Raw genomic sequence first — 24732 nt, forward strand, 5'->3', positions numbered from 1 at the left:
ACAAGGCCGGGCCGGCCGATCCGCCTCCGGGGCCGGGTCAGTGCCGGCGGTGCACGCTCACGGCGTAGCCGTCCTCGGGACGGTCGGGCGCGCCGTCCCAGGTCGCGAAGCGGCGCTCGAGGGTGAGGCCCGCGCCCGCGCACCAGCGGTCGTACTCGGCGAGGCCGAAGGGCGCCTCGGGCAGCGGCAGGTGCGCGCCGTCAAGGCCGAACCCGGCGACAAGAAGGCCACCCGGGCGCAGGACACCCGCGAGGACCCGCAGCACGTGCGCCTCCGTGCCCTCCGCGAGCAGCGGGATCACGTTGCCCGCCGCCACGACCAGGTCGAACGGGCCAGCCCGGCCCGCCGGCGCCGTGGCGCCCTGGTCGGCGAGCGCGGCGGGCAGGTTCGCGAGATCGCCGAGAATCCAGGTCACCTCGCCGGACACCGCCTTCGCCCGCGCGAGCATCGACGGGTCGACATCGACACCGGTGCACGAACAGCCCAGCTCGGCGAGCCGGATGGCGACCCGCCCGGTGCCGCAGCCGGCGTCGAGGATCCGCGCACCGGCGGGGACGAGCGCGGCGCAGAAGCTCGCCTCGCCGTGAATGTCCAGGCCGCTGGCCGCGAGGCTCGCGAACCGCTCGTCGTAGCGGTCCCCCACGGCGACGCTCGGCGCACCTCCGCCGCGTGTACCGGTCAGGGACGCCCAACGGCTCGGCGGCGCCTCCCCCGCCGGGCCGCCCGGACCAGCCCGGCCGGCTGCGGGGTTACCCTGCCTGGGAAGATCACCGGGGAGATCACCGGGCTGATCCGGGAAACCGCCGCGTTCGCCGGTGCCATTAACCACCAGGCGAGATTATCGGACGGCGGAGTGTCACCTCGCGGCCGGCGCCGCTCCGTGCCAGCTCGGCTCCCGGTCGGCCAGCCAGCCGTGGATGACGTCCCGCAGGCTCGCCGGGCGCAGGTCGAGGCCGGACAGGTTGCCGATCGACACCGAGGTGATGTCGACGTCGAACTCATGGCTGCCGATCTGCGACCCCCAGGGCAGATCGGCGGCGAACAGGACGTTGATCTCCTGGTGGCGGACGCCGCCCTCGACGTAGACGTTCTCGGCGCAGCCGATGAACTCCAGGTCGGCCACGTCGAGGCCGGCCTGCTCCTGGGTCTCCCGGCGCAGGGCCGCCTCGACCGTCTCTCCCGGGTTCACGTTGCCGCCCGGCAGGTAGAACCACGGCTGCCCGCGGCGGTTCGCCAGCAGCACGCGGTCCTGGGCGACGAAGAGCACCCGGGCGCTGATCTCGACGGGGGCGGGCGGGGCCATGAGTGCTCCAAACGGGGGGTCGATGCGGGGGGTGCGGGCGGGCTAGGCGATGCGACGGGCGGAGTGCATCCCGAACTCGGCGGGGTCCAGCCTGAGCACCTGCACGGCCTCGAGGACGACCGCCTGTTCGCTGGCGACGAACTCACCGTCCACCCGCCCGATGACCTCGCCCAGATGGATCACCGCCGCCGCCTCCGTGGGCCGGTTGCGGACCTTCGCGATCTCGGCGAACGCGGCGGCCCGGCCGGCCTGCGGATCGGTGACGAGGCGCCGCAGGTGCGCGTCGAAGAGGGCCTCGAGCTCGTCCGGCGGGAAGTGCGACATGACCGGGTCGCTGGCCACGAACGCGCGCAGCCCTTCGCGTTCCGCCGGGTCGACCCGGCCGTCCGCGGCCGTCACCAGCGCGCACATCGCGACCGCGGCGTCGCGGAAGGCATTGCCGCGAAGCTCCTCCCGCCGGGCGGCGAGCTGCGCCCGCAGGGACGCGACGGAAAGGCGGCGCCCGAGGCGCCCGACCTCGCCGGCGCCCGGCGCGATGCCCCGCCATACGGGCCATTCGTCCATGGCCCACCTACGTACCGCCGCGCCCACCGGCAGCGGGCGGATCCGCGTGGTGAGGAGCAGACCGGCCTCGACGGGGGCCAGGTCGTACCCCTGCCAACCGGGCGGGACCGGTACTCCGGCCGGCCACTCGGCGGCGAACAGGATCGTCAGGGTGTGGGCCTGCCCGAGGCCGGCGGCGCTACCCAGGTCTCCCCCGGCGTGCTCGGCGTGCTCGGCCGCGCCGACGAAGCGCCAGCCGGGCGGCCGCGTCGCGGACGGGCCACCAAGGCGCCCGGCCGGCCGGCGGGCGGGGGCGGCGCCGAGGGACCCCAGGTCACCGAGGCCGGCGACGTGGCGGGCCAGCGCCTGCTCGGTGTGCTCCTCGGGCTCCACCGGACCGCCCGGCAGCACGTGCCAGGTGTCGTCCGGCGGGCGGGCGAGCAGGACGCTGCCGCCCACCCGGACGAGCAGGCGGGTCTCGAGCCGTATCGAGGCGGGCGAGGACATCGCGGTGAACCTCCCGGGGCCAGGATGAGGAGCGCGGGTGCCCGCGTGGACAGGCCGCGGGAGACATCATCCCCCAGACGGGTGGTCCGCCGGCACGGGCCGCCGCAGCCACTCGGTCACGGATGTGGTCCGACCGTCACCGAAACGGACCGAAGACGGGTCCGGGCCGGGTCGCGCCTCGGCGCATCAATTCGCCGCCGTTGGTGTAGCCCGGCGCATGTCGGGCATGCAGGGAGCACGGACGAAATCTGCCTCCCGGCCCCGCTTTCGACCCGAGAGCGGCAGTAGCCGAGCCGCCGTCCGCTCATCTCACCCTGTGCGGCCTTGGAAGGGCGGTGCGACATGCGCACGGTTATCGCTGCGGCGGTCCTCGTCGTCACGGCGGGGGTGGGTTTCGCCCTCGTCGGTGGCGCGGGCGGCGCCGCGTGGAGCTATGCCCTGGTGGTTCTGATCGCCGTCGGCGCCGCGTGGTTCGCCGTCCGCCTCGCGCCCGGCCGCCGGCTGGGAATGGGCGACGGCACCTGCCCGGAGTGCCGTGGTGAGGGGCGGGCCTTCTACGGCAGCGGCCGGACGACCTACCGCCGCCGCTGCCGGGCGTGTCGCGGCTCCGGCTCGGCCCCCGCCGACCTGCGGATCCCTGAGGCCCTGCTCCACCCGGGCACCCGGACCGACGGGGAGACCGTCCCGGTCCGGCAGTGACTCCCGGTCCGGCGGTGACTCCCCGTCCGGCGGTGACTCCCCGTCCGGCGGTGACGGCACGAGCCGAACGACTCCGCTCTGTCCCGTGCCCGCCGGCTCCGTGTCCGTCGCCCGCTCCGGCCGGCCCGCCTGCGGACCTACCGCGCGCGGGCCGGCCGGAGCGGGCCGTACCCGACGTACGCCCTGGTCCGGTAGCCCTCGGCGGCCAGCCTCCGGTGCTCGCGGCCGAGCATGCCCGTCAGGGCCTGGAACTCGAAGCTGTCGCGGCGGCGACCGACATGCATGGCCAGCCGGGCGGTGAGCGCGATCAGCCCCGGATCGTCTGTGGCGACCATGGGATAGCCCGGTCCGGCCATGAGGACACCCAGGGAACTGGCGAACGCACCGCGCCGGTCGAGCCGCGCCCGGCGCGCGCCGGGCGCCGACTGCCTGGCCCGCGCGGGCCCCGGACACAGCCGGACCCGGCAGCCCGGACGGGCGAGGTCCCGGCAGTCCGCCACGGTGCGGGCCAGGCCTGTCCGCAGCACGGCACCGGTCGCCGGGACGTCCCGGCGCAGCTCCGACAGGGTCACCAGCATCGCGTCGACGGCGGCCGGTTCGGCGGCGTCCAGGGGGAAGATGTCCAGAGTGACGGTGGCGCCGACCTCGCGGGCGCGGGCGCAGATCTCGGCGGCGTTCCCGTGGGCGATCTTGGCACCGTCGCGGGGGACGGCCTGGCCGACCGCGGCGAGCCGCAGACTGATGTCGAGATCGTCGGCGATCCCGGCGCGGTCGGCGAGGTCGAGCAGGGTCAGGTAGGAGGCGGTCGTGGCGCCCGCCGCCTCGGCGTCTGTCGCGACGGGCCCGACCCGGTCGATGCTCGCCAGCACCCGGGCGTCCGCGACCTGCGCGGCCCGCGCGAGCGCGTCCACCGGACCGGCTCCCGCACGGTCGAGGCGGTCGACGAGCGCCCTGGCCGCAGGAACCCGTCCGGCCAGCTCACGGGCCCGCCCAGCGGCCGGCGGCCGCTCCGCCCGGCGCTGCGTCCCGGGGCGGATCACGGCCGGCTCCGATGCGGACGAGCGCCGGCAACCACCCACGATCGTGACTGTATGGACACAGATAGAAGCCTCACGTAACCGCCGGCCGCTGTCCAACCGAACGGCCATCCGGATTACCGCGGCCGGCGACCAGGATTCCGCCAGCGGTGATCCAGTTCGCCGCGGCCGGTCACCCACCACCGCGGCGGGCCACCCCCCGTTGGGCGCCTCCCACGGGGCACGGAGAGAGTAGGACTCATGACCAGCCTCCTCCTCGGACCCATGCACCGGTATGCCGGCGACCGCCACGTGTCCGTGTGGGTGGAGACCGACGAGCCCTGCACCGTCGAGATCCGGTCCGGGCTCGGGCCACGCGCGGCGGCGCCGACCTTCGCCGTCGCCGGGCACCACTACGCGCTGGTCGTGGTCGACGGCCTCGAGCCGGGCACGGCCTACCCGTACGAGGTCTGGCTCACTGCGGCGGGCGTGCCATCGCCCGACCAGGCGGTGTGCGTCTGGCCCGAGGAGGGCAGCCCGCCCAGCCTGCTGCGGCCGGTGGGTGGCGACCGTCCCGTCCGGCTGGTGTTCGGCTCGTGCCGGGTGACCGCGCCGCAGGAGAAGCCGTACACGCTGTCCCCCGGCGAGGACCCGCGTGGCCTGGGCACCGACGCGCTGCACGCCCTCGCCCTGCGCATGGCCGAGACCCCGCCGGACACCTGGCCCGACGCGCTGCTGCTCCTCGGCGACCAGGTCTACGCGGACCACGTGTCGCCGGCGACCGCGGCCCGCGTCCGGGCCCACCGTGACGTCACGGTGCCGCCCGGCGAGGAGATCGCGGATTTCACGGAGTACGCCTGGCTGTACCAGGAGGCCTGGTCACAGCGGGAGATCCGTTGGCTGCTCTCGACCGTCCCGACCGCGATGATCGCCGACGACCACGACGTCCGCGACGACTGGAACATCTCTGCCGCCTGGCGCGCCGAGATCCGGTCGCAATCCTGGTGGGACACCCGGATCACCAGCGGGATCATGGCGTACTGGCTGTACCAGCACCTGGGCAACCTGGATCCGCGGACGCTCGCCGACGACCCGGTGTTCACCGCGGTCACGGCGCTTGCCTCCGGCGGCGAGGACGGCGAGAACCTGCTGCGCACCTTCGCCCGGCGGGTCGACCGGATGCCGGACCTCGGAGCACTCGCGTCCGACCAGGACCACGACACCAGCACCGCGGTCGGTGACCACGCCGGCGCCGGCCACGACACCGGTGACCTGGCCGGCGAGCGCCCCCCGACGCCGCCGCGCTGGAGCTACCGGTGGGACCTCGGCCGCACCCGGTTGATCGTCATCGACTCCCGCTTCGCCCGCGTCGTCGCCCCCGACGGGACCCGCGCCATGGTGCACGACGCCGACTGGTCCTGGATCCGGGACCAGACCCGGCACACCGGCGAAGTCGATCACCTCCTGCTCGGGACGTCCGTGCCGTACCTACTCACCCCGACGATCCACAACGTCGAGGCGGTGAGCGAGCGGCTGGCCTCCGGCCGCTTCGGACGGGTCGCGGCCGCCGGGGCGGAACGCCTGCGGCAGGCGCTCGACCTCGAGCACTGGGCCGCGTTCAGCCACTCCTTCATCCGGATGACCCAGCTGCTCGGCCAGGTCTCGACCGGTGAGCACGGCCCGGCTCCCGCGAGCGTCGTCGTGCTGTCCGGGGACGTCCACCACGCCTATCTGGCCAGGGCGGAACCCGCCCGCGATCCGGTCGCGGCGAGTCGGGCACCGGCCGACCCGGCCGCCGGTACGCACCTCACCGCAAGCCGTGCCGGCACGACCGCCACCGCCACCGGCAGCGCCATCAGCGCCGCCGGTGGCGAGTCGGCGGTGTGGCAGGCGGTGTGCTCGCCGTTCCGCAACCCACTCGGCCCCGGTATCCGTCGGATCGACGCGCTCTCCCGGCGCCGCCCGCTCGCCGCCGTCTCCAGCCGGGTCGCCCGCCTGCTCGGCATGCGGGGGCAGCCCGTGCGGTGGAAGGTCACCCACGGGCCGTGGTTCGACAGCCAGCTGGCCACCCTCGTGCTCGACGGCCGGCACGCGACCATGCTCCTGGAGAAGACCGAGCCGGACGGCGAACCGGGCGGCCTGGACGAGGTCATGCGCGCGACGCTCAGCTGACCGTCGGCCGCCGCGGGACGCGGCCGACGCCGGTCAGCCGAAGCGGTAGGGCTGGCCGGTGGCCTCCAGGACCGACATCCACAGGTCACCGGCCGGGTCGACCTGGTTGCGCTGGCTGACGGCGAGCGCGATCGGGATGTGGATGAACCGGCGGCGCCAGCGCCCGACGACCATCTCCGTGCGCCCGGACATCGCGGCGTGGACCGCCGCGTGCGCCAGCCGGATCGTGTAGACGTTGTCGTACGGGTTCGCCGCCACGCTGCGGATGTGGTAGCTCGGGTCGATGTACTTCAGGTTGAGCTCGGCACCGCGGGCGGCGAAATCCTCGGTGATCCGCCGGGAGAGCTCCGGGCCGATGTCGTAGAGCTTGCGGTTCCCCGAGGCGTCGGACGACTCGGGCAGGCCGGCGACCAGGTCCTGCCCGGCGCCCTCCGCCACGACGACGACGGCATGACCCCGCTTCTCGACCCGCTGACGGATGTAGGCGAGCAGGCCCCGCTCCCCCTCCAGGGTGAAGGGCAGCTCCGGGATGAGCACGATGTCCGCGTCGCTCTTGGCCAGCACCGCGTAACAGGCGATGAAGCCGGAGTGGCGGCCCATCAGCCGGACAATGCCCACCCCGCCGGGAGCCGAGGTCGCCTCGGCGTACGCGGCGCGGATCGACTCGGCGGCCTTCGCGAACGCGGTCTGGAACCCGAAGCTCTGGTCGATGTAGGGGATGTCGTTGTCGATCGTCTTCGGGATGCCGACGACCGCGATCTTCTCCCCGCGCTCGGCGACGATGCCGGCGATCGCCCGCGCACCGCGCAGCGTGCCGTCACCACCGATCACGAACAGGATGTTGATGTTCATCCGGGAAAGGCAGTCGACGATCTCTGCCGGGTCCTGTTGGCCGCGGGAGGTGCCGAGGATCGTGCCGCCGTCCTCGTCGATGTTCGCCACCCACTCCGGGGTGAGGTCGACGACGCTGTGCCCGTACTTGGCGATGAAACCCTGGTAGCCGTGCCGGAATCCGAAGATCCGGTTCACGCCGTAGTGGTTGGTCAGCTCGAGCACCAGCCCGCGGATGACGTTGTTCAAACCGGGGCAGAGCCCCCCGCAGGTCACGATCCCCACCCGGGTCTTGGACGGGTCGAAGTAGATCTTGCGGCGCGGCCCGGCGGGCTCGAAGCCCGGCAGCTCGTCCAGCGGCACCTTCCGCGCGGAGATCATCGAAACGGTGTCGTCGAAGAGGACCTTGTCGCCCTCGTCGATGTAGTGCTGGGTCGTCGGCCGCGCACCTAGCAACGGGAGCAGCGGCGAGTCGATCCGGCACGGGCCGAGCTTGCGGACATCCAACTCGGCGCCGTCAACGGTCAGCGGCTCGTCCACGGCCCCCCGATCCCGACACCGCTACGGTCCCCCGACGCCCGACTGGATCGGACCACGATCGCCCCAGCTCCCTTCCGGTTTCTCGGACCGAGCGTACCGGTCCGGACGACTCGCCCACCGGCGACGTCGGCCGGGCAACCCGGTCATCGCGCGGCGGACACCAACCGATCACCACCGCGCAAGGTGGATGATGCGCAACCGACACCTCGCGGACATACCCGGGACGACCTCCGGACAGGCCCCCCGCCCCCCACGGGACGAGGACCGAAATCCCACCGACGTCCCGCCGACGCCCCGCGGTGTTCCCCGCCAGAGCCCGGCCGACGGCGCTCCCGGCCGGCCCCGGCCGCACCAGCCCACTGCCTTCCCACCACCATCCATTCCTTCCCACCACCATCCATTCCCGTCGCCCCGGGACGCGACGCCCCCCGACAGCCTCCGCTGGACAACCGCGGCGGCCCGGTGACACCCAGGACTCACCCACCCGCCGCGCTGCAACGAACGGAGCTACGGACGGGAGTGGTGCGCGAGGTCCGGCAGCAGGGTGCGGGCGAGGTAGCGGTCGGCGAGCGCGGCGGTGTCCCGGGCGTACGCGGCGGCATCGGGGACGGCGTCGGAGTGCGGGTGGGTACCCAGCCAGGCGACGAGCAGCAGCCGGCGCAGCAGAACGAGCGTCGGCACGACCGCGAGGTCCGCTGGCCCGAGCGGGCGGTGGGCTCGGTAGGCCTCCAGCCAGGCCGCGACCAGCGCCGGCAGGGCAGGGCTGTGCTCGATGAACGACAGCGCCGCGGCGAGGTCGTAGAGGTACCAGCCGAAGCCGCAGTCGTCGAAGTCGATCACGTGGATCACGTGGATCACCGCACCGGACCGCCCGGCGGCCGCACGGTCGGCGGCCGGGATCTCGCCAACCAGGCCAGGGGCTCGGGGCATGGTCGGCCGGGCCACGAGCAGGTTGGCCAGGCGCATGTCTGCGTGGATCAGCCCGAAGCGGTCCGACCCACGGCCATAGGCGGCGAGCCCACGCTCCACCTCCGCCGCGGCCGGTTCGAGCATCGTGACCACGCGCTCCGCCTCGCCGGGCAGCACCGCCGCCACCCCGGCGCGCCAGCTCCCCCAGCGCGCCCCCGGCCCGAGCGTCGCGTGCCAGGACCAGGCGAAACGGCTGAACCCGGCGGGCCGCGACCAGCGGGCGGCGTGGTCGTGCATCCGGCCGGCGATGTCCCCGAGGAGACCGAACGAGGAGATCAGCCCGGCGGTGTCACCGAGCTCGGGCGAGACCCCGTCGACCCACTCGAACAGCACCGCGTGCCGGATCGCATCCCCCGACCGGACCGTGGTCACCACAGATCCGAACCGGTTCGCCACCACGGGTGGCGTGGCGACCACTCCCTCGGCCCGAAGCGCCGCCACCCAGGCCAGCTCGGCGACGATCTCCGCGGCATCGTGGTAGCCCGGCCTGTGCAGCCGCAGCGCCCAGCGACGGTTCCCGGCGACGTCGTCGATCCGGTACGTCATGTTCTCGGAGATGTTGACCAGGACCGGCACCGGGGCCGGCCCCAGGTCGTACGCGGCCAGGACGTCGGTAAGCACCCCGGCGAGCTCAAGCAGCTCTCCAGTGACCACGCCGGCCCCGCCGCCGGGTTCGCCGGTACCCACCGTGTCCGTCCCCCTCACCACCCAGGTCCGTCAGTGGCCCGCTGTCCGACCGTGGTCCGCTCGAGATACCCGCCCCGCCCGGCGCGCGTCACAGCAGGGCCGGCCTTCGCGGATGCGGCACCACTCGGGGGATTCTGCCCGCGCGGGGCAGAGCTCCGGACGCCCGGCCCAGGCCCATCCGCTCCCGGCGCCGCCGGCGATTGTCGGGGGCGACCTCGCGCCCCGGGATTCACGCGGCGGGCTCGACGCGGCCCGACAATCACTCATACGACACAGAAAGAACTCCACCCGACCGCATTCTCGGTTCCCCCGTTCCCCCGGCCGACCTTCTTCCAACGAGCAGGACGCACGGCCGGCGCGGGCCAGGAAATCATGGTGGACGATTCCGGGAATTCCCATCGAGCGCGGCGCCGGAAGATATCATTGGGATACGCACTTCGAGGGGAGCCGACATGACCGTTCCCATCACCCCCACCCCCACCCCCGTGGCCACGCCCACCCTGTGCCTGCGTTGCGGCCGCGCGCTCACCAGCCCGCTCAGCGTCGCCGTGGGGCTCGGGCCCGGGTGCACGCGCCACATCCGCCACACCGCGCCGACCCTCACCGGCTACTCCGACCGGCAGCTCGAGGATGCTCTCGAGCTGCTCGAACTCGGCGGCCTCACCCCACTGCGCGGTCGCCGGGTCTGGCTCACCGTCGGCCATCGCGGCGCCACCTATCGAACCGCCGTCACCGGGCACTGCACCTGCGTCGCGGGGCTGCACGGAAAGCCGTGCCATCACGCGGCCGCCGTTCACCTCGTTGCCGCATAGCCGACGGTCCAGCCATCCGCCCGCGGCAAATTCCGGCGGAATCCGCCGCGGGCAGCAATCTGGTTTCGGTACCGGTCAATCTGGTTTCGGCCCCCGGTCAGCAGCTCCCGTCCGAATACCCCACCACCACTCCGACCCGGTCGATGACGAGGGCGTCGACCGTCACCGGCGCCTCGCGCAGGACCTCGCAGGCGGTCCTACGCGCGCCGGCGGCGATGAGATCACCGAGAGCTATCCCCGCGTCGGCACAGATCCGCAGCGCGCCGAGAGCGGTGTTGGCTCCGAGGATCGCGGCCTGAAGATCCGCGCCCGCTCCGGCGGAGCGGGCGAGCGCGGCGAGGCCGGCGAGGTCGACCTGCGAGCGGCCGGAGTGCAGGTCGAGGTGTCCGGCGGCGAGTTTCGCCAGCTTGCCGACCCCGCCGACGACCGTCAGTCGCGGGATCGGATGACGCCGCAGGTACTTGAGCACGGCGCCGGCGAAGTCACCCATGTCGAGCAGGGCTTCGTCGGGAAGCCCGTACCGGTCGCGGGCGACCTGCTCCGAGGTGCTGCCGGTGCACGCGGCCACATGCCGGTGCCCGGCCGCACGGGCAACGTCGATGCCACGGCGAATGCTGTCTATCCACGCGGAGCAGGAATAGGGGACGACTATTCCGGTGGTGCCGAGAATCGACAGCCCCCCGAGGATTCCCAGCCGCGGGTTCCAGGTTCGGGTCGCCAGCTCCGCTCCGCCGTCCACACCGATCTCGATCTCGACGTCGACGACGGCGGTACTGGCCCTGGCCGTGGTTCCGGCGGTGTGCGCGGGGCCGTCGCCGTGTGCCGCGGCGACTTCGGCGACGGCGGCGCGCATCATCCGGCGCGGAACCGGGTTGATCGCCGGCTCCCCCACCGCCAGCGGTAGGCCCGGCCTGGTCACCGTGCCCACTCCCACACCGGCGCGGAACACCACGCCGGTTCCCGGCGATCCGCGGCGGATGGACGCCGTCACGACGGCGCCGTGCGTGACGTCGGGGTCGTCCCCAGCGTCCTTGATCACGGCCGCGGTGGCCGAGTCGGGCCCGAGCCACTCACGGGCCAGCGCGAACGCGGGCCGGGCCCCGCCAGGCAGGGTGATGGTCACCGGATCGGGGAACTCGCCGGTCAGCAGGGCGGTATAGGCGGCCGTCGCCGCCGCCGTCGCGCAGGCGCCGGTGGTCCAGCCGTACCTCAGCGTGCCGCGGTCGGCGCCGGACCGCCGGCCCGACCGCTCGCCGGCGGTCCCCGGCGCGGACGCACCTCGCGATTCCAGTCCCGGCGCGGATGCGGGCGTGGGCGCGCCTTCCGCCCCCGGTACCGGATCAGGGGCCGGTTCCGTCTCCACCGGTCCGGTCAGTCCGCGTCGCGGGCGAGGGCGTTCACGGCCGCCGCGGCCATCGCGCTGCCGCCGCGCCGGCCGCGCACCACGAGGTGCTCGAGCCCGCTCGGGTGGGCGGCCAGGGCCTGCTTGGACTCCGCCGCCCCGACGAAACCGACCGGCACCCCGACGACGGCGGCCGGCCGGCCGGCTCCGTCCTCGACCAGTTCGAGCAGGCGGAACAGCGCGGTCGGGGCGTTGCCGACGACGACCACCGCGCCGTCGAGGCGGCCGCGCCACAGCTCCACCGCGGCGGCGGTGCGGGTGGTTCCCGAGTGCCGGGCGAGCTCCGGGACCCGCGGGTCCGAGAGCGTGCAGATGACGGGGTTGTCCGCGGGCAGCCGGCGGCGGATCACCCCGGCGGCGACCATCGCCGTGTCGCAGAGCACCGGCGCACCGCCGACGAGTGCGGCCCGCGCCGCGGCGGCCACCCCGGGAGAGAACGCGATGTCACGGACGAGATCGACCATCCCGCAGGAGTGGATCATGCGTACGACGACGTGGGCGAGGCCGGCGGGCAGGCCGGTCAGGTCCGCCTCGGCCCGGATCGTCGCGAACGACAGGCGGTAGATCTCGTCGGCGTCGCGCAGGTAGCCGGTCATCGGGCGGCGATCAGGCCGATCAGGCGGGCGAGCACCCGCGGAGCATATGTGGGCAGGTCGCCGTGCGCATCCGACCCGGCGGCGGCCTGCGCGACGGTTCTGTCGGTGCGGCGCCGTATCGTCGCGGTGTCCCGCCAGCCCGGCCCGTGCGGGCGGACGGGGCGCTCCGCGCCACCTGACCCACCCGCCGGAGGAGTCCGATGTCCGCCCTCGACCTGGTCAAGAGCCGTTCGCTCCGCCTGCTCGACTACCTGGCCGCGCTCGCCACCGACCTGCGCGGTGCGCCGCGCCGCCGCCTGGCCGAGTACACGCCGGTGCCGGTGCTGCCGCGTGACGTGCCGGTGCACGCGGCCGTGCGGCTCGGCCCCGGCGAGACGCGGGCGAGCTGGCTGGAGGTCGGCAAGGTCGCCGCCCCGGAGCCGCCACGGGTCCCCCGGGAGCTGTATCCCTACATCGGCGGGGTGGAGGTGCTGCCGGACGCGCCACCGGCGCTGCCGGTCGATCTGCCCGAGCGGGCGGCCGGGCGCGGTGAGGATCCCGCCGCCGTCACCCGCGCCCATGCCCGGTGGGTTCACGACTCCTGGCAGCCCTGGGCGGCGCCGGCCCGGGCGGCCCACGCCGCCCGGCAGCTCTACGAGAGGCTGTTCGACCTGCGGTTGCGGCATGCCGCCGACACCGCCGGGCTGCAGCTCGTCTGGGGCCACTCGGTGCTGAGCTGGCAGCCGGCCGCGGCCGGTGGCGAGCAGGTAATCGTCGAACACCCCCTGCTGGTGACCCCCGTGCAGGTGGAGGTTAACCAGGACACCGGCCTCATCCGGGTGTCGCCGGACGGTTCGACCGTGCTGGAGACCGATCCGGTGCGGGGGCTGGAGGCACCGGAACTCCGGTCGCTGCCCGGCCTGCGCGACCGGCTGCGCGCGGACCCGCCGGACGTGTGGGATCCGGCCGAGCTCGCCGAGATCCACGATCAGCTGGTCGCGCCGCTCGGTCTGGACGCCGCCGTCCTGCCCGGGCCGGACCTGCCGCCCCCCGGGCCGGACGCCCGTGTCGTCGACACGTGGGCGCTGTTCCTGCGGCCGCGGCCCGCCACCGGCGCGCGTTTCTACAGCGAGCTGCGCGAGGCGATGGCCGAGCTCGACTTCCTGCCCGAGGCGGTCGCCGCCGTCGTCGCGCCGGACGCGCTGGTCACCGAGGCACTCGAGGAGGCCCGCGGCGAGTTCGCCGGTGGCGGGAACCCGGATCCGATCAGCGGCGGAGCCGACGACGGCTGGGCGGCGACAGGGGCGCGGCTGCTCATGCCGCTGCCGACCAACGATGACCAGGAGCGGGTGGCGACCCAGCTGGCGACGTCCCGTGGCGTCACCGTGCAGGGCCCGCCGGGCACGGGCAAGAGCCACACGATCGCCAACCTGGTGTGTCACCTGGTGGCGCACGGGCGCCGCGTGCTCGTGACCGCGCAGGACGAACAGGCGCTGGTGGTCCTGCGGGAGAAGATCCCCGCCGAGCTGCGGCACCTCTCGGTCGCCGTTCTCGGTTCCAGCCAGGCCGACATCGAGGAGCTGCGCGCCTCGGTGGTGGAGATCCAGGCCGCCGTCGCCGATGTCGACCTGCGCGCCGAGACCCGTCAGGTCGCCGGGCTCGCCGCCGAGCTGGACGCGGTGCGTTCCCGCACCCGTGCGCTGGAGCTCGAGCTGGTGGAGCTGCTGCGCGGCGAGGAGCACGAGTTCGAGCTGCCACACGGCCGGGCACGGGCGGCGGACGTCTCCGAGTGGCTCGCGCGCAACGAGCACGAACTCGGGCTCGTCCCCGACCGGCTCGACCCGGTGGCGCCACCGCCCCTGCGGCCGGGCGAGCTGGTCGACCTGGTCGCGCTGGCCCGGCAGATCTCCCCCGAGGAGGCAGCGGCCGCGGGCCGGCCGCTGCCGGACCCGACGGCGCTGCCGGGCGCCACGCCGCTGTCCGCGCTGTTCCAGCGGTTGGACGAGCTGGGCTCCGGCGTGGCCGAGGCGGAGCGCGCCGGGCTCACCGCCATCGCGGTCGATCAGCTGGGCGAGGCTGGGCTCGCCCGGCTGCGCGCCGAGACCCTGGCCGGCGTCGCGGCGCTGCGCGCGGTCGAGGAGCCGTGGCTGGTGGCCCTGCGCGACCAGTGCGCCTCCTCGCCCCGCCTGGCCGACTTCTGGCGCGGCCAGGCGGCCGAGCTCGCGGCGGTCGTCACCGCGCTGCACGCCCTGCGCGTCCGGGTGTTCGGGCACACCGCGCAGGTGCCGGGCGGTGACCCCCGTGACCAGCTCCGGCTGCTCGGCGAGCTGCGCGAGCGCCTCGCCGGCGGGCGCGGCCTGCCCCGGTTCGGTGGGCGGGAGCTGCGGGAGTTCGCCGAGCGGCTGATCGTCGACGGCTATCCGGCGAAGACGGTCGCCGACCTCGACATCGCGGCCGCGGTGATCGAGGGGCGGGTGCGGTCCGCCGCGGCGCTCACCCGCCATGCGGACATGGCCGTCCAGCTCGGCGCGCCTCCCCTGGCCGAGGGGCCCGGGGGCGGCGGCGAGGCCGGGGTGTTCGCCGCGCTGCCCGCGCTCGACGCGGTGAGCTCCGCGATGGCGGCCGCGCTCACCTGGGACTCCGGCCCCGGCCCGGCGCTGGCCGGCCGGCTGCGAGCGCTCTTCCCGGCGCTGCCCGTCCGCCCGACGTCCTCGGACCTGCTCCGTCACGCCGAACTGCTCGAGCTCGCCGGGGCACGGATAGCCCAGCGCGCGGCCGAGACCGAGCTCGCCGACCTGGCCGAGCTGCTGCGGATCGGCCGGCACACGCCCGAGGCGAGTGTGCTGTGGTCGGAGCTGACCGACGCGCTGCGGAGTCGGGATCTCGACGCCTGGGCGCGGGCGCTGGAGGAGTCGGCGCGGCTGCGTGCGCTGCGCCCGGCGGCCCACCGGCGCGCCGAGCTGACGGAGCGGCTCGCCACCGTGGCCCCCCGCTGGGCCGGGCTCATCCTCGCCGACCTAGGCGATCCCACCACCTGCGGTGATCCGGAACAGCTCGCCGGGCTGTGGCGGTGGCGGCAGGCCGAGACCTGGCTCGACGACCTCCATTCCGGCGCCGACGTCCCGGCATTGCAGCGGCGTCTCGACGATGCCACCGAGAGCGTCCGCCGACTCGTCCTCGAGGTTGCCCGCCGCTCCGCCCGTCTCGCGCTGGCGAACAATCTCGGGCCGGAGCAGCGGCAGGCCCTCACCGGGTGGGTGCAGGCGCTGAGCCGCATCGGCAAGGGGACGGGCCGGTTCGCGGGGCGTTGGCGGGCCGAGGCGCGCGGCCACATGACCGAGGCGATGGGCGCCGTCCCAATCTGGATCATGCCGATCCACCGGGTGATGGAGAGCTTCGACCCCCGGGTGAACGACCCGTTCGACGTCGTGATCGTCGACGAGTCCAGCCAGTGCGACGTGCTCTCGCTCGGCGTGCTCAGCCTGGGCCGCAAGGCGGTCGTCGTCGGCGACGACCAGCAGACCAGCCCGTCGGCCGTCGGCATCCCCCGCGACCGGGTCTTCGCCCTGATCGAGGACCACCTGCCCGACGTCGCGCACCGCTCGCTGCTCGACGTCGAGGCGAGCCTCTACGACACCGCGACGCGGGTGTTCCCGCGCACCGTGGTGCTCAAGGAGCACTTCCGCTGCCTGCCGGAGATCATCGGCTTCTCCAACCGGTTCTACGACCACCAGATCCTGCCGCTACGGGAGACGCCCGAGGTCACGGTCGGCCCGGCACTGCGGCCGGTCCGGGTGGCCGGCGGCGGGCGGGCACCGGGCCGGTTCGGCGACGCCAACGCGGTGGAGGCGGCCGCCGTCGTCGACCAGATCGTCGACTGCTGTGCCGACCCGGCCTACGACGGGATGACGTTCGGCGTCGTCACCCTGCTCGGCGCGGGCCAGCCCCGGCTGATCGAGCACAGCCTGGTCGAGAAGCTCGGGGAGGAGGAGTACGTCCGCCGCCGGATCCGGGTGGGCGACCCGTACCAGTTCCAGGGGGACGAGCGGGACGTCATCTTCGTGTCCGTGGTCGCCGACGACAACCGCTCGGCGGCCACCCGGCGGCGCGACATGCAGCGGGTCAACGTGGCCGCGAGCCGGGCCCGTGACCAGCTCTGGGTCTTCCACACCGTGGCCGCGGAGACGCTGCGCGACGACGACGTGCGCCGCCAGCTCATCGAGTACATGTACGCCGCCCGGGCCCCCGACGAGGTGGCGCGGCTGCAGGACCTGTGCGAGAGCGAGTTCGAGCGGGCGGTGCTGCGCGAGATCCTCGCCCGGGGGTTCCGGGTGCGCCCGCAGCATCCGGTGGGGCGCTTCCGCATCGACCTGGTGATCGAGGGCGAAAGCGCCCGGATCGCCGTCGAGTGCGACGGGGACCGCTACCACGGCCCGGAGCAGTGGGAGGCCGACCTGCGCCGCCAGCGCATTCTCGAGCGGCTCGGCTGGACCTTCTGGCGGATCAGGGGCTCGGAGTTCTACCGGCACCCCGCCCGCACCCTCGACGGGCTGTGGCAGCGTCTCGACCAGATGGGCATCCGCCCGGCACCGGCGAGCCCCACGCCGCCAGACCCAGCCGAGGAGATGCGCTGGACGCCGCTCGCCCCGACGGTCCCGACGGCGCGGATCGCGCCGGACACCCAGCCGAACGCCGGATCCCCGGACGCGCCCACCGCCCCGCTCCGGCCGGCCGGCCCCGGTACCCCGCCTGATTCAACGGGCCCGGGGGGCTCGGGCATCGCGGATCTCGGCACCCCGGGCGTCCCGCCCGGGGTGCCGTACCAGCGGCCCGAGCCGCCCGGGGAGAGCACCGCCACCGGACCAGCGCACCCGGGACCGAGCAGAACGGGGCCGCCTGTCGGAGCGGGGGACGCCGTCCCGGACGGATACCGCCATGCCGGGTGGGTCCGGCCGGAGGAGGCTGAGGCCGTGCTCACCGCCCTGGCCCTCGCCCGGGACGTACCGGTCGGGGCGACCGGGGGCCGGGCCCGCATCGTCGCGATCGACCCGTGTGATCTCCTGCTCGCCCATCCGGAGCTCGCGGCGTCGGGGTCCGGCGGTGGCGAGGTCGAGCCCCAGCCCGGAGCCGCCGTGCTGCTGCGGCCGCGGGCGGGTCCGAACGCGGGCGGGCGCCGGATCACCTGGCTCACCGAACGCGAGGCACGTGCGGTGCTGCGGGCCGCGGACCGGCGCCGCGACCAGCCGGTCGACCTGTCCGACCGTGCTCCCACCGGGCCCGGTGGGAGCACCCGGGCCGGGCTCGTGCAGTACTTCCCCGAGGAGTCGGACGTCGCCCGGCGGTACGGCTCGGTGACCAGGCTGCTGCGCGCCGAGCCCGCGGGCGGACGACCACCGCGCCCGGGCCGGCCGTGAGCGCCGGCGGCTACCCTCGGCTGATGCCGGCCCGCCGTTCCGTCCGCGCCTCGCTGCTCTGGGCGGCGTTGCTGGCGGTGCTCGGGCTGGTCGGCGCCACGCCGAACGCTCTGAGCCAGGCCGCGGCAGGGGCGGGCTGGTCGGCGGACATCGCCGCGATCGCCCCGGCGGCCGTGACAGCCGAGGGGCCGGCGTCCCCGAGCACGTCAGCGTCCCCGGGCACCCTGTCGAGCGCCTCGACCGCGGCCGCGCCGATCCCCACGGATCTCGGACGTGCCTGGTTCGGCGGCCGGCCGCCGATGGTCGGCCAGCAGCAGCGCTCGGACCACCAGCTCCTCGCGCTGGGCGCCGCGCTGGGTGTTCTCGCGGTGGGTGCCGCCTGGCTGGTGCCGGGCCGGGGTTCCGCCGGGCGCACCCCGTTCGAGCATCGCGGCGGCCCCGGCCCGCGCGCGCCGCCGAGGGCGCCCGCCTACGCGTGACGCGACCGACTGCCCCGAGGGGAGCGGACTCCACGCCCGCTGACACCCGCGTCGCAGCATGCTGAACAGCCACGTAACCCGCTGAACAGCCACGTAGCCCACTGAACGCGTCCTGCTACGCGTCCGTGTCACCGGACCGTGGAGCGGCTCCTCTGGACGTTCCAGGAGCCGTATGAATCCCGAGTTCGAATGGGGCCGCCTGCTGATCGCGGTCGCCCTGCTCGCCGTCATGTTCGCCGTGCCGCTGGTCTTCGTCGTCCGGGATCACCTGGCCGACCGGCGGCGTTACGGCGAGGCGGCGCTGGCCGCGTCCGTCCGCTACGCACCGGACGGGCGCCGCTACCGCGAGGGCTACCCGCCTTCCGGGGAGGACCCGAAGCAGCGGCCCTGACGGTGCCGTCCGAACCGGGGCGGTCGGCGCGGCGCCCATGCGCCCGCGCCGGCCGCCCCGGCCCCATGCCAAGTAGCGGCAGGAAGCTGCCGGCACGCTACCGGTGCGCTACCGGAGACGGGAAACCTGCTCCCACCGGTCCCCCACGGGCCGTCCGGTCGACGGACGTCCGCGGACGGCCGGTTCCTCAGGCCGTCGAAAGGTGGATGACCCGTGCCGAGTCGCTATTCCTGGGGTGGCGCCCATCCGTCGGTCCGGTGGCTCAAGGAGGAGATAACCCCGGCCCGGGACGACGTTCTCACGCATGCCGTGTACGGCCGCCTGGTGACGCCGGACGACGTCACGACCTTCATGACCAGCCACGTGTTCGCGGTCTGGGATTTCATGTCCCTGCTGAAGACCCTGCAACGCAGGCTCACGTGTGTCGACGTGCCGTGGGTGCCGACCCCGCACCGGAACTGCCGCCGCCTGATCAACGAGATCGTCCTCGTCGAGGAGAGCGACGAGTACGGCGACTCCTACATCAGCCATTTCGAGCTGTATCTCCAGGCGATGGCGGAGGCCGGGGCGGACACCGGGCCCATCGAGCGATTCCTCGCCGAACTGGCCGCCGGTACCCCCGTGCCGGAGGCGGTCTCCCGCGCGCGGGTGCCGGCGCCGGCCGCGCGGTTCGTACGCCTCACCTGGGACCTGCTGGGCTCCGCGCCGCTGCACTCTCTGGCCGCCGCGTTCGCCTTCGGGCGCGAGGACCTGATACCGGAGATGTTCACCCAGGTCCTCGACGGCGACGTCGACTTCTCGGCCTTCCGGGACTACCTGTCCCGGCATGTGGCCGTCGACGGGGAGCAGCACACCCCCATGGCGATGGAGATGCTCGTGGCCCTCGCCGGCGACGACCGGGAGCGGTGGCGGGAGTGCGCGGCCGTGGTGCGGGACTGCCTGCGGGCCCGCGCGGCGCTGTGGGACGGCATCGCCGCGTCGCTCCCGAACCGGCGTCCCGTCCAGCAGGTCTCCTGACCACCGCACCAACGCCGCCGCGCCACCACCCGCCACATGGCCACATAGCACCCATTTGGCCACCTTGCGCCACCAAACCACCTCACACAAACACCGCTTCGTCGTCTCACCCTCCGGCCGTCAGGAGCGCCGATGATCGTCGCCTTAGTCGTGGTCCTGGGAGTCCTCGCTGCCTACACGGCGTTCGTCTGCACGTCGGTCGCGCTACCCCGACGGCTGCGACTCGCACTGGGACCGATATCGCTGGAGCGGATCCCCGACCGGGCGGCCCGCCGCCATCGCGGCCGGGTTCTCTTCACCAGCGACGAGCCGTGCTCGTGGTCCGTGCCCCAGCCCGGTGGCACGGGCGGGCCCGGCCCGGACAGCTGGACGGCACGGGACGTCCAGACCACGGCCGGCCGCGTCGCCGCGGCCCTGTCCGCCCTCGGTCTGCGCCACGGCCAACGGGTTGCCATCCTCAAGCGGAACCACTTCGACATCCACCTCCTTCATCTCGGGGTGGTGCGCGCAGGCGGGGTCGCCTGCCCCATGAACGGCGCCTTCGCCGCCGACAAGGTCGCGCCCTACCTGCTCAACGTCAACGCCCGGATCCTGCTGGCCGACGTCCCGACGCTGCTGCGCGTCCTGCGCGAGGGCGGCGCTCCGGACGGGGTCGACACGGTCGTCCTGGTCGGGCGGGTCGGCGACACCCCGGAGACAGACGTCCGGGAGCTGTCCGCCGCGCTGGAACGCGCCGGGGTGCCGGCCGTCCACTGGATCGAGGAGCTGCTCGCGGCGGTCGAGCGGCCCGCCCCCGCCGTCCGCCGCGGCCGGCGGGAACCGCTCTACCTGGTCCACACCTCCGGCACCACCGGGTTCCCCAAGGCGGTGATCCTGCGCAACGGGCCGCAGGCCCGCGCCATCCGCGGGTGGCTGTGCTACGTCCACGTCTCGCCACGGCGGGACAAGGGCTACTTCGCGGTGCCCAACAACCACCAAGCGGTCATCATGACCTTCCACAGTCTGCTCCTGCTGGGTGTGCGGACCCACTGGACGCGGGCGACCGGCCTCGACTTCGACGCGCCGCGGGCCGTCCAGGAGCTGGCCAGCGGCCGCTACACCGGTTTCTTCGGCTTTCCGATCACCTACACCCAGCTCAAGGAGGTCCCGCTCGCGGCGCACGACCTGCGCGCCATGCGGTTCTGGGCGAGTACGGCCGACGCCGCGCACGAGGAGATGATCAGGCCCTGCGTCCGGGTGGGCGGCACGTTCCGCCGGCTGGGCCTGCCGATGGGGGGCTCGGTCTACCTGGACGCGCAGGGCTCGAGCGAGGTCGGCACCCCGTCGGTGCTGCGCTACTACAGCCGGTTCACCCGTCGCTACGAGCGCCGGATCGGCCGGCGGCACTCCACCCCCTTCGGGCCCCGGGTCCGCATCGCCCGGGACGGCAGGGTGGTCCCGCGCGGAGAGGTGGGCCGGCTCGAGGTCCGCGGGAGGACGCTGTTCGAGGCCTACTGGAACAACCACTCGCTCACCTACGAGGCCGTCCGCGACGGCTGGTTCTTCACCGGCGACGTGGCCCGCTGGTCGGGCGGCCACGTGGTCCAGCTCGACCGGGAGGTCGACGTCATCCGCACGCGGGTGGGAGAGGTCTACAGCCTTCCCATCGAGGAACGCGTCCACCGGCACCCGGCGGTCTTCGACGCCTGCGTCTACGCCACCCGTCAGCCCGACGGGAGCCAGCTGCCCGCCGCGGCGGTGGCGGTGCGGTCCGGCGCCTCGACCACCGCACGGGAGCTGCGCGACGAGCTGAACGCGCTGTTGACCCCGGCCGAACACCTGGTGGCCGTGGAGATCGTGCCGTGGGACGAGTTCCCGATCGGGGTAACCGGCAAGACGCTCAAGCGGGCGTTCCGTGAGCGGACCGAACCGATGCCGGTGCCGGAGGCGAACCGCCCCGTCGCCCTGGAGATCGCCGACCGCCCGGCGCCACTGGTCGCGGCCTCGTCCGGCTAGCCCCCGTCGCACGCCCCGCAGTCGTCGACAGAGGGGACGGACATGACCATCACAGGAACGGATCGCCAGGGCCTCGACACGAAGGGCCGCCGCTGGGTCGAGCTGGTGTGCCTCGCCTCGGCCGGCTCCGCCGACACGCTCGCCGAGCGGGTGCTCGAGGTACTCGACCGGGACGAGATCACCCTGGCGGAACTGCAGGAGTTCGTACTGCAGTACGCCGTGTACGCCGGCTGGCCGCGGGGCTCGGAGGCCGAGGCCGTCATCCGGCGCCAGTGGGCCCGGCTGCGGTCCGAGCGAGGCGAGGAGATCACGCCCTGGCCGCTGCTCGACACCGCGTCGCTGGGCCCGGAGAGCTGGGAGACACGGCTACAGGCGGGCGAGGACGCCTTCCGCACGGTGAACCTGCTCGAGGCCCCGCGCCGGGACACGCCGTTCGTCCAGGCCGGGATGCTCGGGTTCGTGTTCGGGCAGGTGTGGCGACGGCCGCACCTGACGGTACGGGAGCGACGACTGATCTCGATCGGCGTCTGCGCGACCACGCAGACGTTCCACGCACTGCGCCACCACGTCCGCTCGGCCCTCGAATCGACGGACCTGTCGGTGGCGGACCTGCGGGACGTTCTCGACGAGGTGAGCAGGCACATCCCCGCGCGGGCCGCCGAGACGCTGCGGGACGTCCTGTTCCAGGACGACTCGCGCTGACCGCCGCCGGCTGACCGCCGCCGACCGAACCCTTCCACCGCTGAGGAGAACGCACGCGATGCTGGCCGCCCCGCAGGGAGACCCGTCCCTGGCTGACGAGACCTACGGCTTCGTCGGCCTCGGGCATCAGGGTTCCCAGATAGTCAGGCGCTGTGCCTCCGCCGGCCGGCACCTCGTCGTGTACGACACGCAGACGGACCGCGTCGAGCAGTTCCGGCCCGCCGGGATGAGCGTCGCGGGGACGCTGGCGGAGCTGGGCCGCCGCGTCACCGTCGCGAGCGTGTGCGTCTACTCCGACGAGGACGTCCGGACGGTCGTGGCGGGGCCGGGAGGGCTGCTGGAGACGATGCGGTCGGGCGGCCTCGTCGTCATCCACAGCACCTGTTCGCCCCGGACCTGCGTCGATCTCGCCGCCCGGGCCCGCGGACGTGGCATTACAGTCCTCGACGCCCCGGTCAGCAACGGTGCGCCCGACGAGTCGGGCCGTCAGCTCGTGGTCCTGGCCGGCGGCGACCGGCGGGATGTGGACAGGTGCGCGCCTGTCTTCGAGCTGTTCGGGAGAACCGTGGTGTACACGGGTGACGTGGGCAGCGCCCAGCTCACGAAGCTGGTGAACAACGCGCTGTTCATCGTGCACCGCAGCGCCGCCGCCGAGGCGCTTCGGGCGGCGGGCACGCTGGGCCTCGACCCGGACGGGGTGCGGGTGGCACTGCAGGAGTGCAGCGCGAACGCACGATCGCTCCCCATCCCGGGCGGCCCGCCCATCGGTGGGCACGGCGGCCCTCCCCCCGACGCGTTCGTGGCGCTGTTGACGAAGGACCTGGATCTTCTGGAGGCGTCGCTGGCCGACTGCCTTCCAGGCACGGAGCACCTCGTCGCCACCGCGCGCCGCGCGCTCGCGACGATCCTGGCCCCGCCGGCCCCGCCGGCCCCGCCGGCCCCGGCCGGCTTCGCCACGGCACCGGCCGACCTCACTCCGGCACCGCGACCGATTGTGACGGCCTGATTCGCCGGACACGTGATCCCGCCGGAACAACCGGATTCGTTCCCGGCCGCCGGCGGTTTCCACGAGAACCCGTCCGCGCAGGTGAGAAACCCGTACTTCCCAGTTTCCCGCCCGCCACGCCGGACACAGCAGCGCCGATCTCGACGAAGAACGGTGACGGGCAGCGCGGAAGATCTCGCGCCGAATGTAACCAAACGTAGCGTGTTGACAAGTCTCCACCCGCAATCCAAACTCCTAATCGAGTTGGCGAGAAAAACATTTCACGGACGGCAATGAATCGACCGGCAATGGCAGCGGGGAAAAGTGGGACCCTGCCGCGGATCGGCCGGCACCTCTGTCCGCCAGTGGGCACCGCCGGCGGGCGGCGGGCGCCGCTGCGCGGATACGGGATTCCAGAGCCCCGCCCTGACTGGCGACGTGAGGACAGACCAGGTTGTTTCGGAACCACCAACGAAGACGGCCGCCGCGAGAAAAACAGATAACGGCGCTCCTGCGGGGCGCGCGGGGCGCGGGGCGCGGCGGTGACCTGCACCTGGCGGTCACGTTCCAGTCGAACGCGGGCCGGCTGGCGCGCGTACTCCACGCACAATCCCCCGGGGACGTGCGCGGAGCCCAGCTGCTCGGTGGCGTCCTGTATGACCTGGCAGCCCTGCTGCACCGGGCCGGCAGTGACGGCGAGGCCATACGGGCACTCGAGGACAGTGAGCGGGCGTACGCGACCCTCGCCGGGCGCGTACCGGCGGCGGGCGGGTGGATCTCCGACGTGTACGCCCGGCGCGCCGTCCTGCACGCCCAGCGGGGCTGCGGCGCGTCCGCGCTGGCGGATGCGCAGGCGGCGCTGCGCGCCCGCCACGTGCTCGACGGGGCCGACGGGGCCGACGGCCCCGATGAGGCCCGGACCCTCGCGCTCGGCAGCGACGTCCTCGGCGCGTTCGGGGACCCGGACATGGCGGTCGCGGCCGCCGACCTCGGCGCCTCGGCGCCGGCGACCGTCCTGGAGCGGCGGTTCTCCTCACCGAACCCGCCGGATCTCGCCACCGGCCTGGAGGACGCGCTGCGCGTGGTGCCCCGCTGTGGTGGCGAGCTGCTGCGCGCGGCGCTGGTGCGCGCACGGGCCGACCGAACCGCCCTGACCTGGTACGAAGGCATCACCGTCGACGCACCCGAGACGACAGCGGGCACGGTGACCGGCGCCACGATGGGCATGGGGCCGCCCGGTGTCGGAGGGTTGCTGGCGCGGCTCGCCACGGCCGTCCTGCCCACCGACGCCGCGGCCGGGATGCGGCTGGCCCTGGAGGCACACCGCCTGCGCGCCGGCGCACCGGCGGCCCGCTCCGGCCGGGCGCACGCGGATGACGCGGCCTGGGCGGAAGTGCTGCTGACCGCCAGCAGGCAGGTCGCCGGCACCGGGGACACACTGTTCGCCCTGGATCTCGCCGCCTGGGCCGCCCGAGCCACGCAGGCCCCCGCGGACACCTGCCCGGCGGGTGCGATCGACGGTCTCGACGCGCGCGAGGGGGGACCACCTCGACACAGCTCCCGGCCGTCCGACATCCACTGCCGGCCGGATCTGGGTACCGGGGCCTGGGAGGCCCTGCCGTGCTAGCGGCGGCGCCTCGGGACGCGCCAAGGGCATCCATCCCGGTCAGATCACCCGATCGCCCTGGAGGAC

Annotated in this window: 19 protein-coding genes; 11 read left to right on the forward strand and 8 right to left on the reverse strand. The window is 74.2% G+C overall.

The features are described from left to right. Window positions 1-37 precede the first annotated feature (37 nt). Genes AC559T_RS33815 through AC559T_RS33825 form a run of 3 tightly spaced genes read right to left on the reverse strand, consistent with a single transcriptional unit; the run spans window position 38 to window position 2353 of the window. Window positions 38-829, reverse strand: a complete 792-nt coding sequence (locus AC559T_RS33815; RefSeq protein WP_498871281.1) for a class I SAM-dependent methyltransferase — start codon at window positions 827-829, stop codon at window positions 38-40. Between the two features lie 27 nt (window positions 830-856). Continuing rightward, window positions 857-1303 carry an NUDIX domain-containing protein gene (locus tag AC559T_RS33820; protein WP_071066889.1) on the reverse strand — a complete coding sequence of 149 codons (447 nt, stop codon included), beginning with the start codon at window positions 1301-1303 and terminating at the stop codon, window positions 857-859. Between the two features lie 42 nt (window positions 1304-1345). Continuing rightward, a complete protein-coding gene (locus AC559T_RS33825; protein WP_498871282.1) occupies window positions 1346-2353 on the reverse strand; it encodes a tellurite resistance TerB family protein in 1008 nt (335 codons plus the stop codon). Between the two features lie 342 nt (window positions 2354-2695). Here AC559T_RS33825 and AC559T_RS33830 point away from each other — a divergent pair, with 342 nt between their 5' ends. Next, complete coding sequence (locus AC559T_RS33830) at window positions 2696-3052, forward strand: hypothetical protein (RefSeq protein WP_112106603.1); 357 nt, start codon at window positions 2696-2698, stop codon at window positions 3050-3052. Between the two features lie 137 nt (window positions 3053-3189). Here AC559T_RS33830 and AC559T_RS33835 read toward each other — a convergent pair whose 3' ends face one another. Next, window positions 3190-4092 carry a proline dehydrogenase gene (locus tag AC559T_RS33835; RefSeq protein ID WP_498871283.1) on the reverse strand — a complete coding sequence of 301 codons (903 nt, stop codon included), beginning with the start codon at window positions 4090-4092 and terminating at the stop codon, window positions 3190-3192. A gap of 237 nt (window positions 4093-4329) precedes the next feature. Here AC559T_RS33835 and AC559T_RS33840 point away from each other — a divergent pair, with 237 nt between their 5' ends. Further along, window positions 4330-6240, forward strand: a complete 1911-nt coding sequence (locus AC559T_RS33840) for a DUF7800 domain-containing protein (protein WP_112106601.1) — start codon at window positions 4330-4332, stop codon at window positions 6238-6240. A gap of 33 nt (window positions 6241-6273) precedes the next feature. On the opposite strand, the gene AC559T_RS33845 is transcribed toward AC559T_RS33840, so the two are convergent. Together AC559T_RS33845 and AC559T_RS33850 are read right to left on the reverse strand one after the other, a co-directional pair. Then, complete coding sequence (locus AC559T_RS33845) at window positions 6274-7611, reverse strand: ATP-dependent 6-phosphofructokinase (protein ID WP_368956249.1); 1338 nt, start codon at window positions 7609-7611, stop codon at window positions 6274-6276. Window positions 7612-8118: 507 nt separating this feature from the next. Then, entirely contained in the window at window positions 8119-9267 is a 1149-nt protein-coding gene (locus tag AC559T_RS33850; RefSeq protein WP_498871306.1) for a phosphotransferase enzyme family protein, read from the reverse strand. A 452-nt stretch (window positions 9268-9719) separates the two neighbouring features. On the opposite strand from AC559T_RS33850, the gene AC559T_RS33855 reads away from it, so the two are divergent. Continuing rightward, window positions 9720-10079 carry a DUF6011 domain-containing protein gene (locus AC559T_RS33855; RefSeq protein WP_498871284.1) on the forward strand — a complete coding sequence of 120 codons (360 nt, stop codon included), beginning with the start codon at window positions 9720-9722 and terminating at the stop codon, window positions 10077-10079. 97 nt (window positions 10080-10176) lie between these two features. Here AC559T_RS33855 and AC559T_RS33860 read toward each other — a convergent pair whose 3' ends face one another. Together AC559T_RS33860 and AC559T_RS33865 are read right to left on the reverse strand one after the other, a co-directional pair. After that, window positions 10177-11442 carry a cobalt-precorrin-5B (C(1))-methyltransferase gene (locus AC559T_RS33860; RefSeq protein ID WP_498871285.1) on the reverse strand — a complete coding sequence of 422 codons (1266 nt, stop codon included), beginning with the start codon at window positions 11440-11442 and terminating at the stop codon, window positions 10177-10179. Window positions 11443-11450: 8 nt separating this feature from the next. Next, window positions 11451-12077 (reverse strand): precorrin-8X methylmutase, encoded by a 627-nt coding sequence (locus AC559T_RS33865; RefSeq protein ID WP_112106596.1) that lies wholly within the window; start codon window positions 12075-12077, stop codon window positions 11451-11453. Window positions 12078-12277: 200 nt separating this feature from the next. Between AC559T_RS33865 and AC559T_RS33870 the strand changes: the two genes are divergently transcribed. The 8 genes from AC559T_RS33870 to AC559T_RS33905 all read left to right on the forward strand — a co-directional run bounded on the left by AC559T_RS33870 (window position 12278) and on the right by AC559T_RS33905 (window position 24666). Further along, window positions 12278-17470, forward strand: a complete 5193-nt coding sequence (locus AC559T_RS33870; RefSeq protein WP_498871286.1) for a PDDEXK-like endonuclease domain-containing protein — start codon at window positions 12278-12280, stop codon at window positions 17468-17470. Between the two features lie 23 nt (window positions 17471-17493). Continuing rightward, window positions 17494-17949, forward strand: coding sequence for a hypothetical protein (locus AC559T_RS33875; protein WP_498871287.1), 456 nt, complete (start codon window positions 17494-17496; stop codon window positions 17947-17949). 172 nt (window positions 17950-18121) lie between these two features. Next, window positions 18122-18340: a hypothetical protein gene (locus AC559T_RS33880; RefSeq protein ID WP_498871288.1), complete on the forward strand. Its 219-nt coding sequence runs from the start codon at window positions 18122-18124 to the stop codon at window positions 18338-18340. Window positions 18341-18553: 213 nt separating this feature from the next. Continuing rightward, window positions 18554-19357, forward strand: a complete 804-nt coding sequence (locus tag AC559T_RS33885; RefSeq protein ID WP_112106593.1) for a DUF3050 domain-containing protein — start codon at window positions 18554-18556, stop codon at window positions 19355-19357. Between the two features lie 132 nt (window positions 19358-19489). Beyond that, a complete protein-coding gene (locus tag AC559T_RS33890; protein WP_498871289.1) occupies window positions 19490-21352 on the forward strand; it encodes a class I adenylate-forming enzyme family protein in 1863 nt (620 codons plus the stop codon). 42 nt (window positions 21353-21394) lie between these two features. Then, complete coding sequence (locus tag AC559T_RS33895; RefSeq protein ID WP_498871290.1) at window positions 21395-22054, forward strand: carboxymuconolactone decarboxylase family protein; 660 nt, start codon at window positions 21395-21397, stop codon at window positions 22052-22054. A 58-nt stretch (window positions 22055-22112) separates the two neighbouring features. Further along, a complete protein-coding gene (locus AC559T_RS33900) occupies window positions 22113-23060 on the forward strand; it encodes an NAD(P)-dependent oxidoreductase (protein WP_498871291.1) in 948 nt (315 codons plus the stop codon). 601 nt (window positions 23061-23661) lie between these two features. After that, entirely contained in the window at window positions 23662-24666 is a 1005-nt protein-coding gene (locus tag AC559T_RS33905) for a hypothetical protein (protein ID WP_498871292.1), read from the forward strand. Window positions 24667-24732 lie beyond the last annotated feature (66 nt).

Origin of the sequence: Frankia sp. Hr75.2 (assembly GCF_949319125.1) — a bacterium.
GTDB lineage: Bacteria > Actinomycetota > Actinomycetes > Frankiales > Frankiaceae > Parafrankia > Parafrankia soli.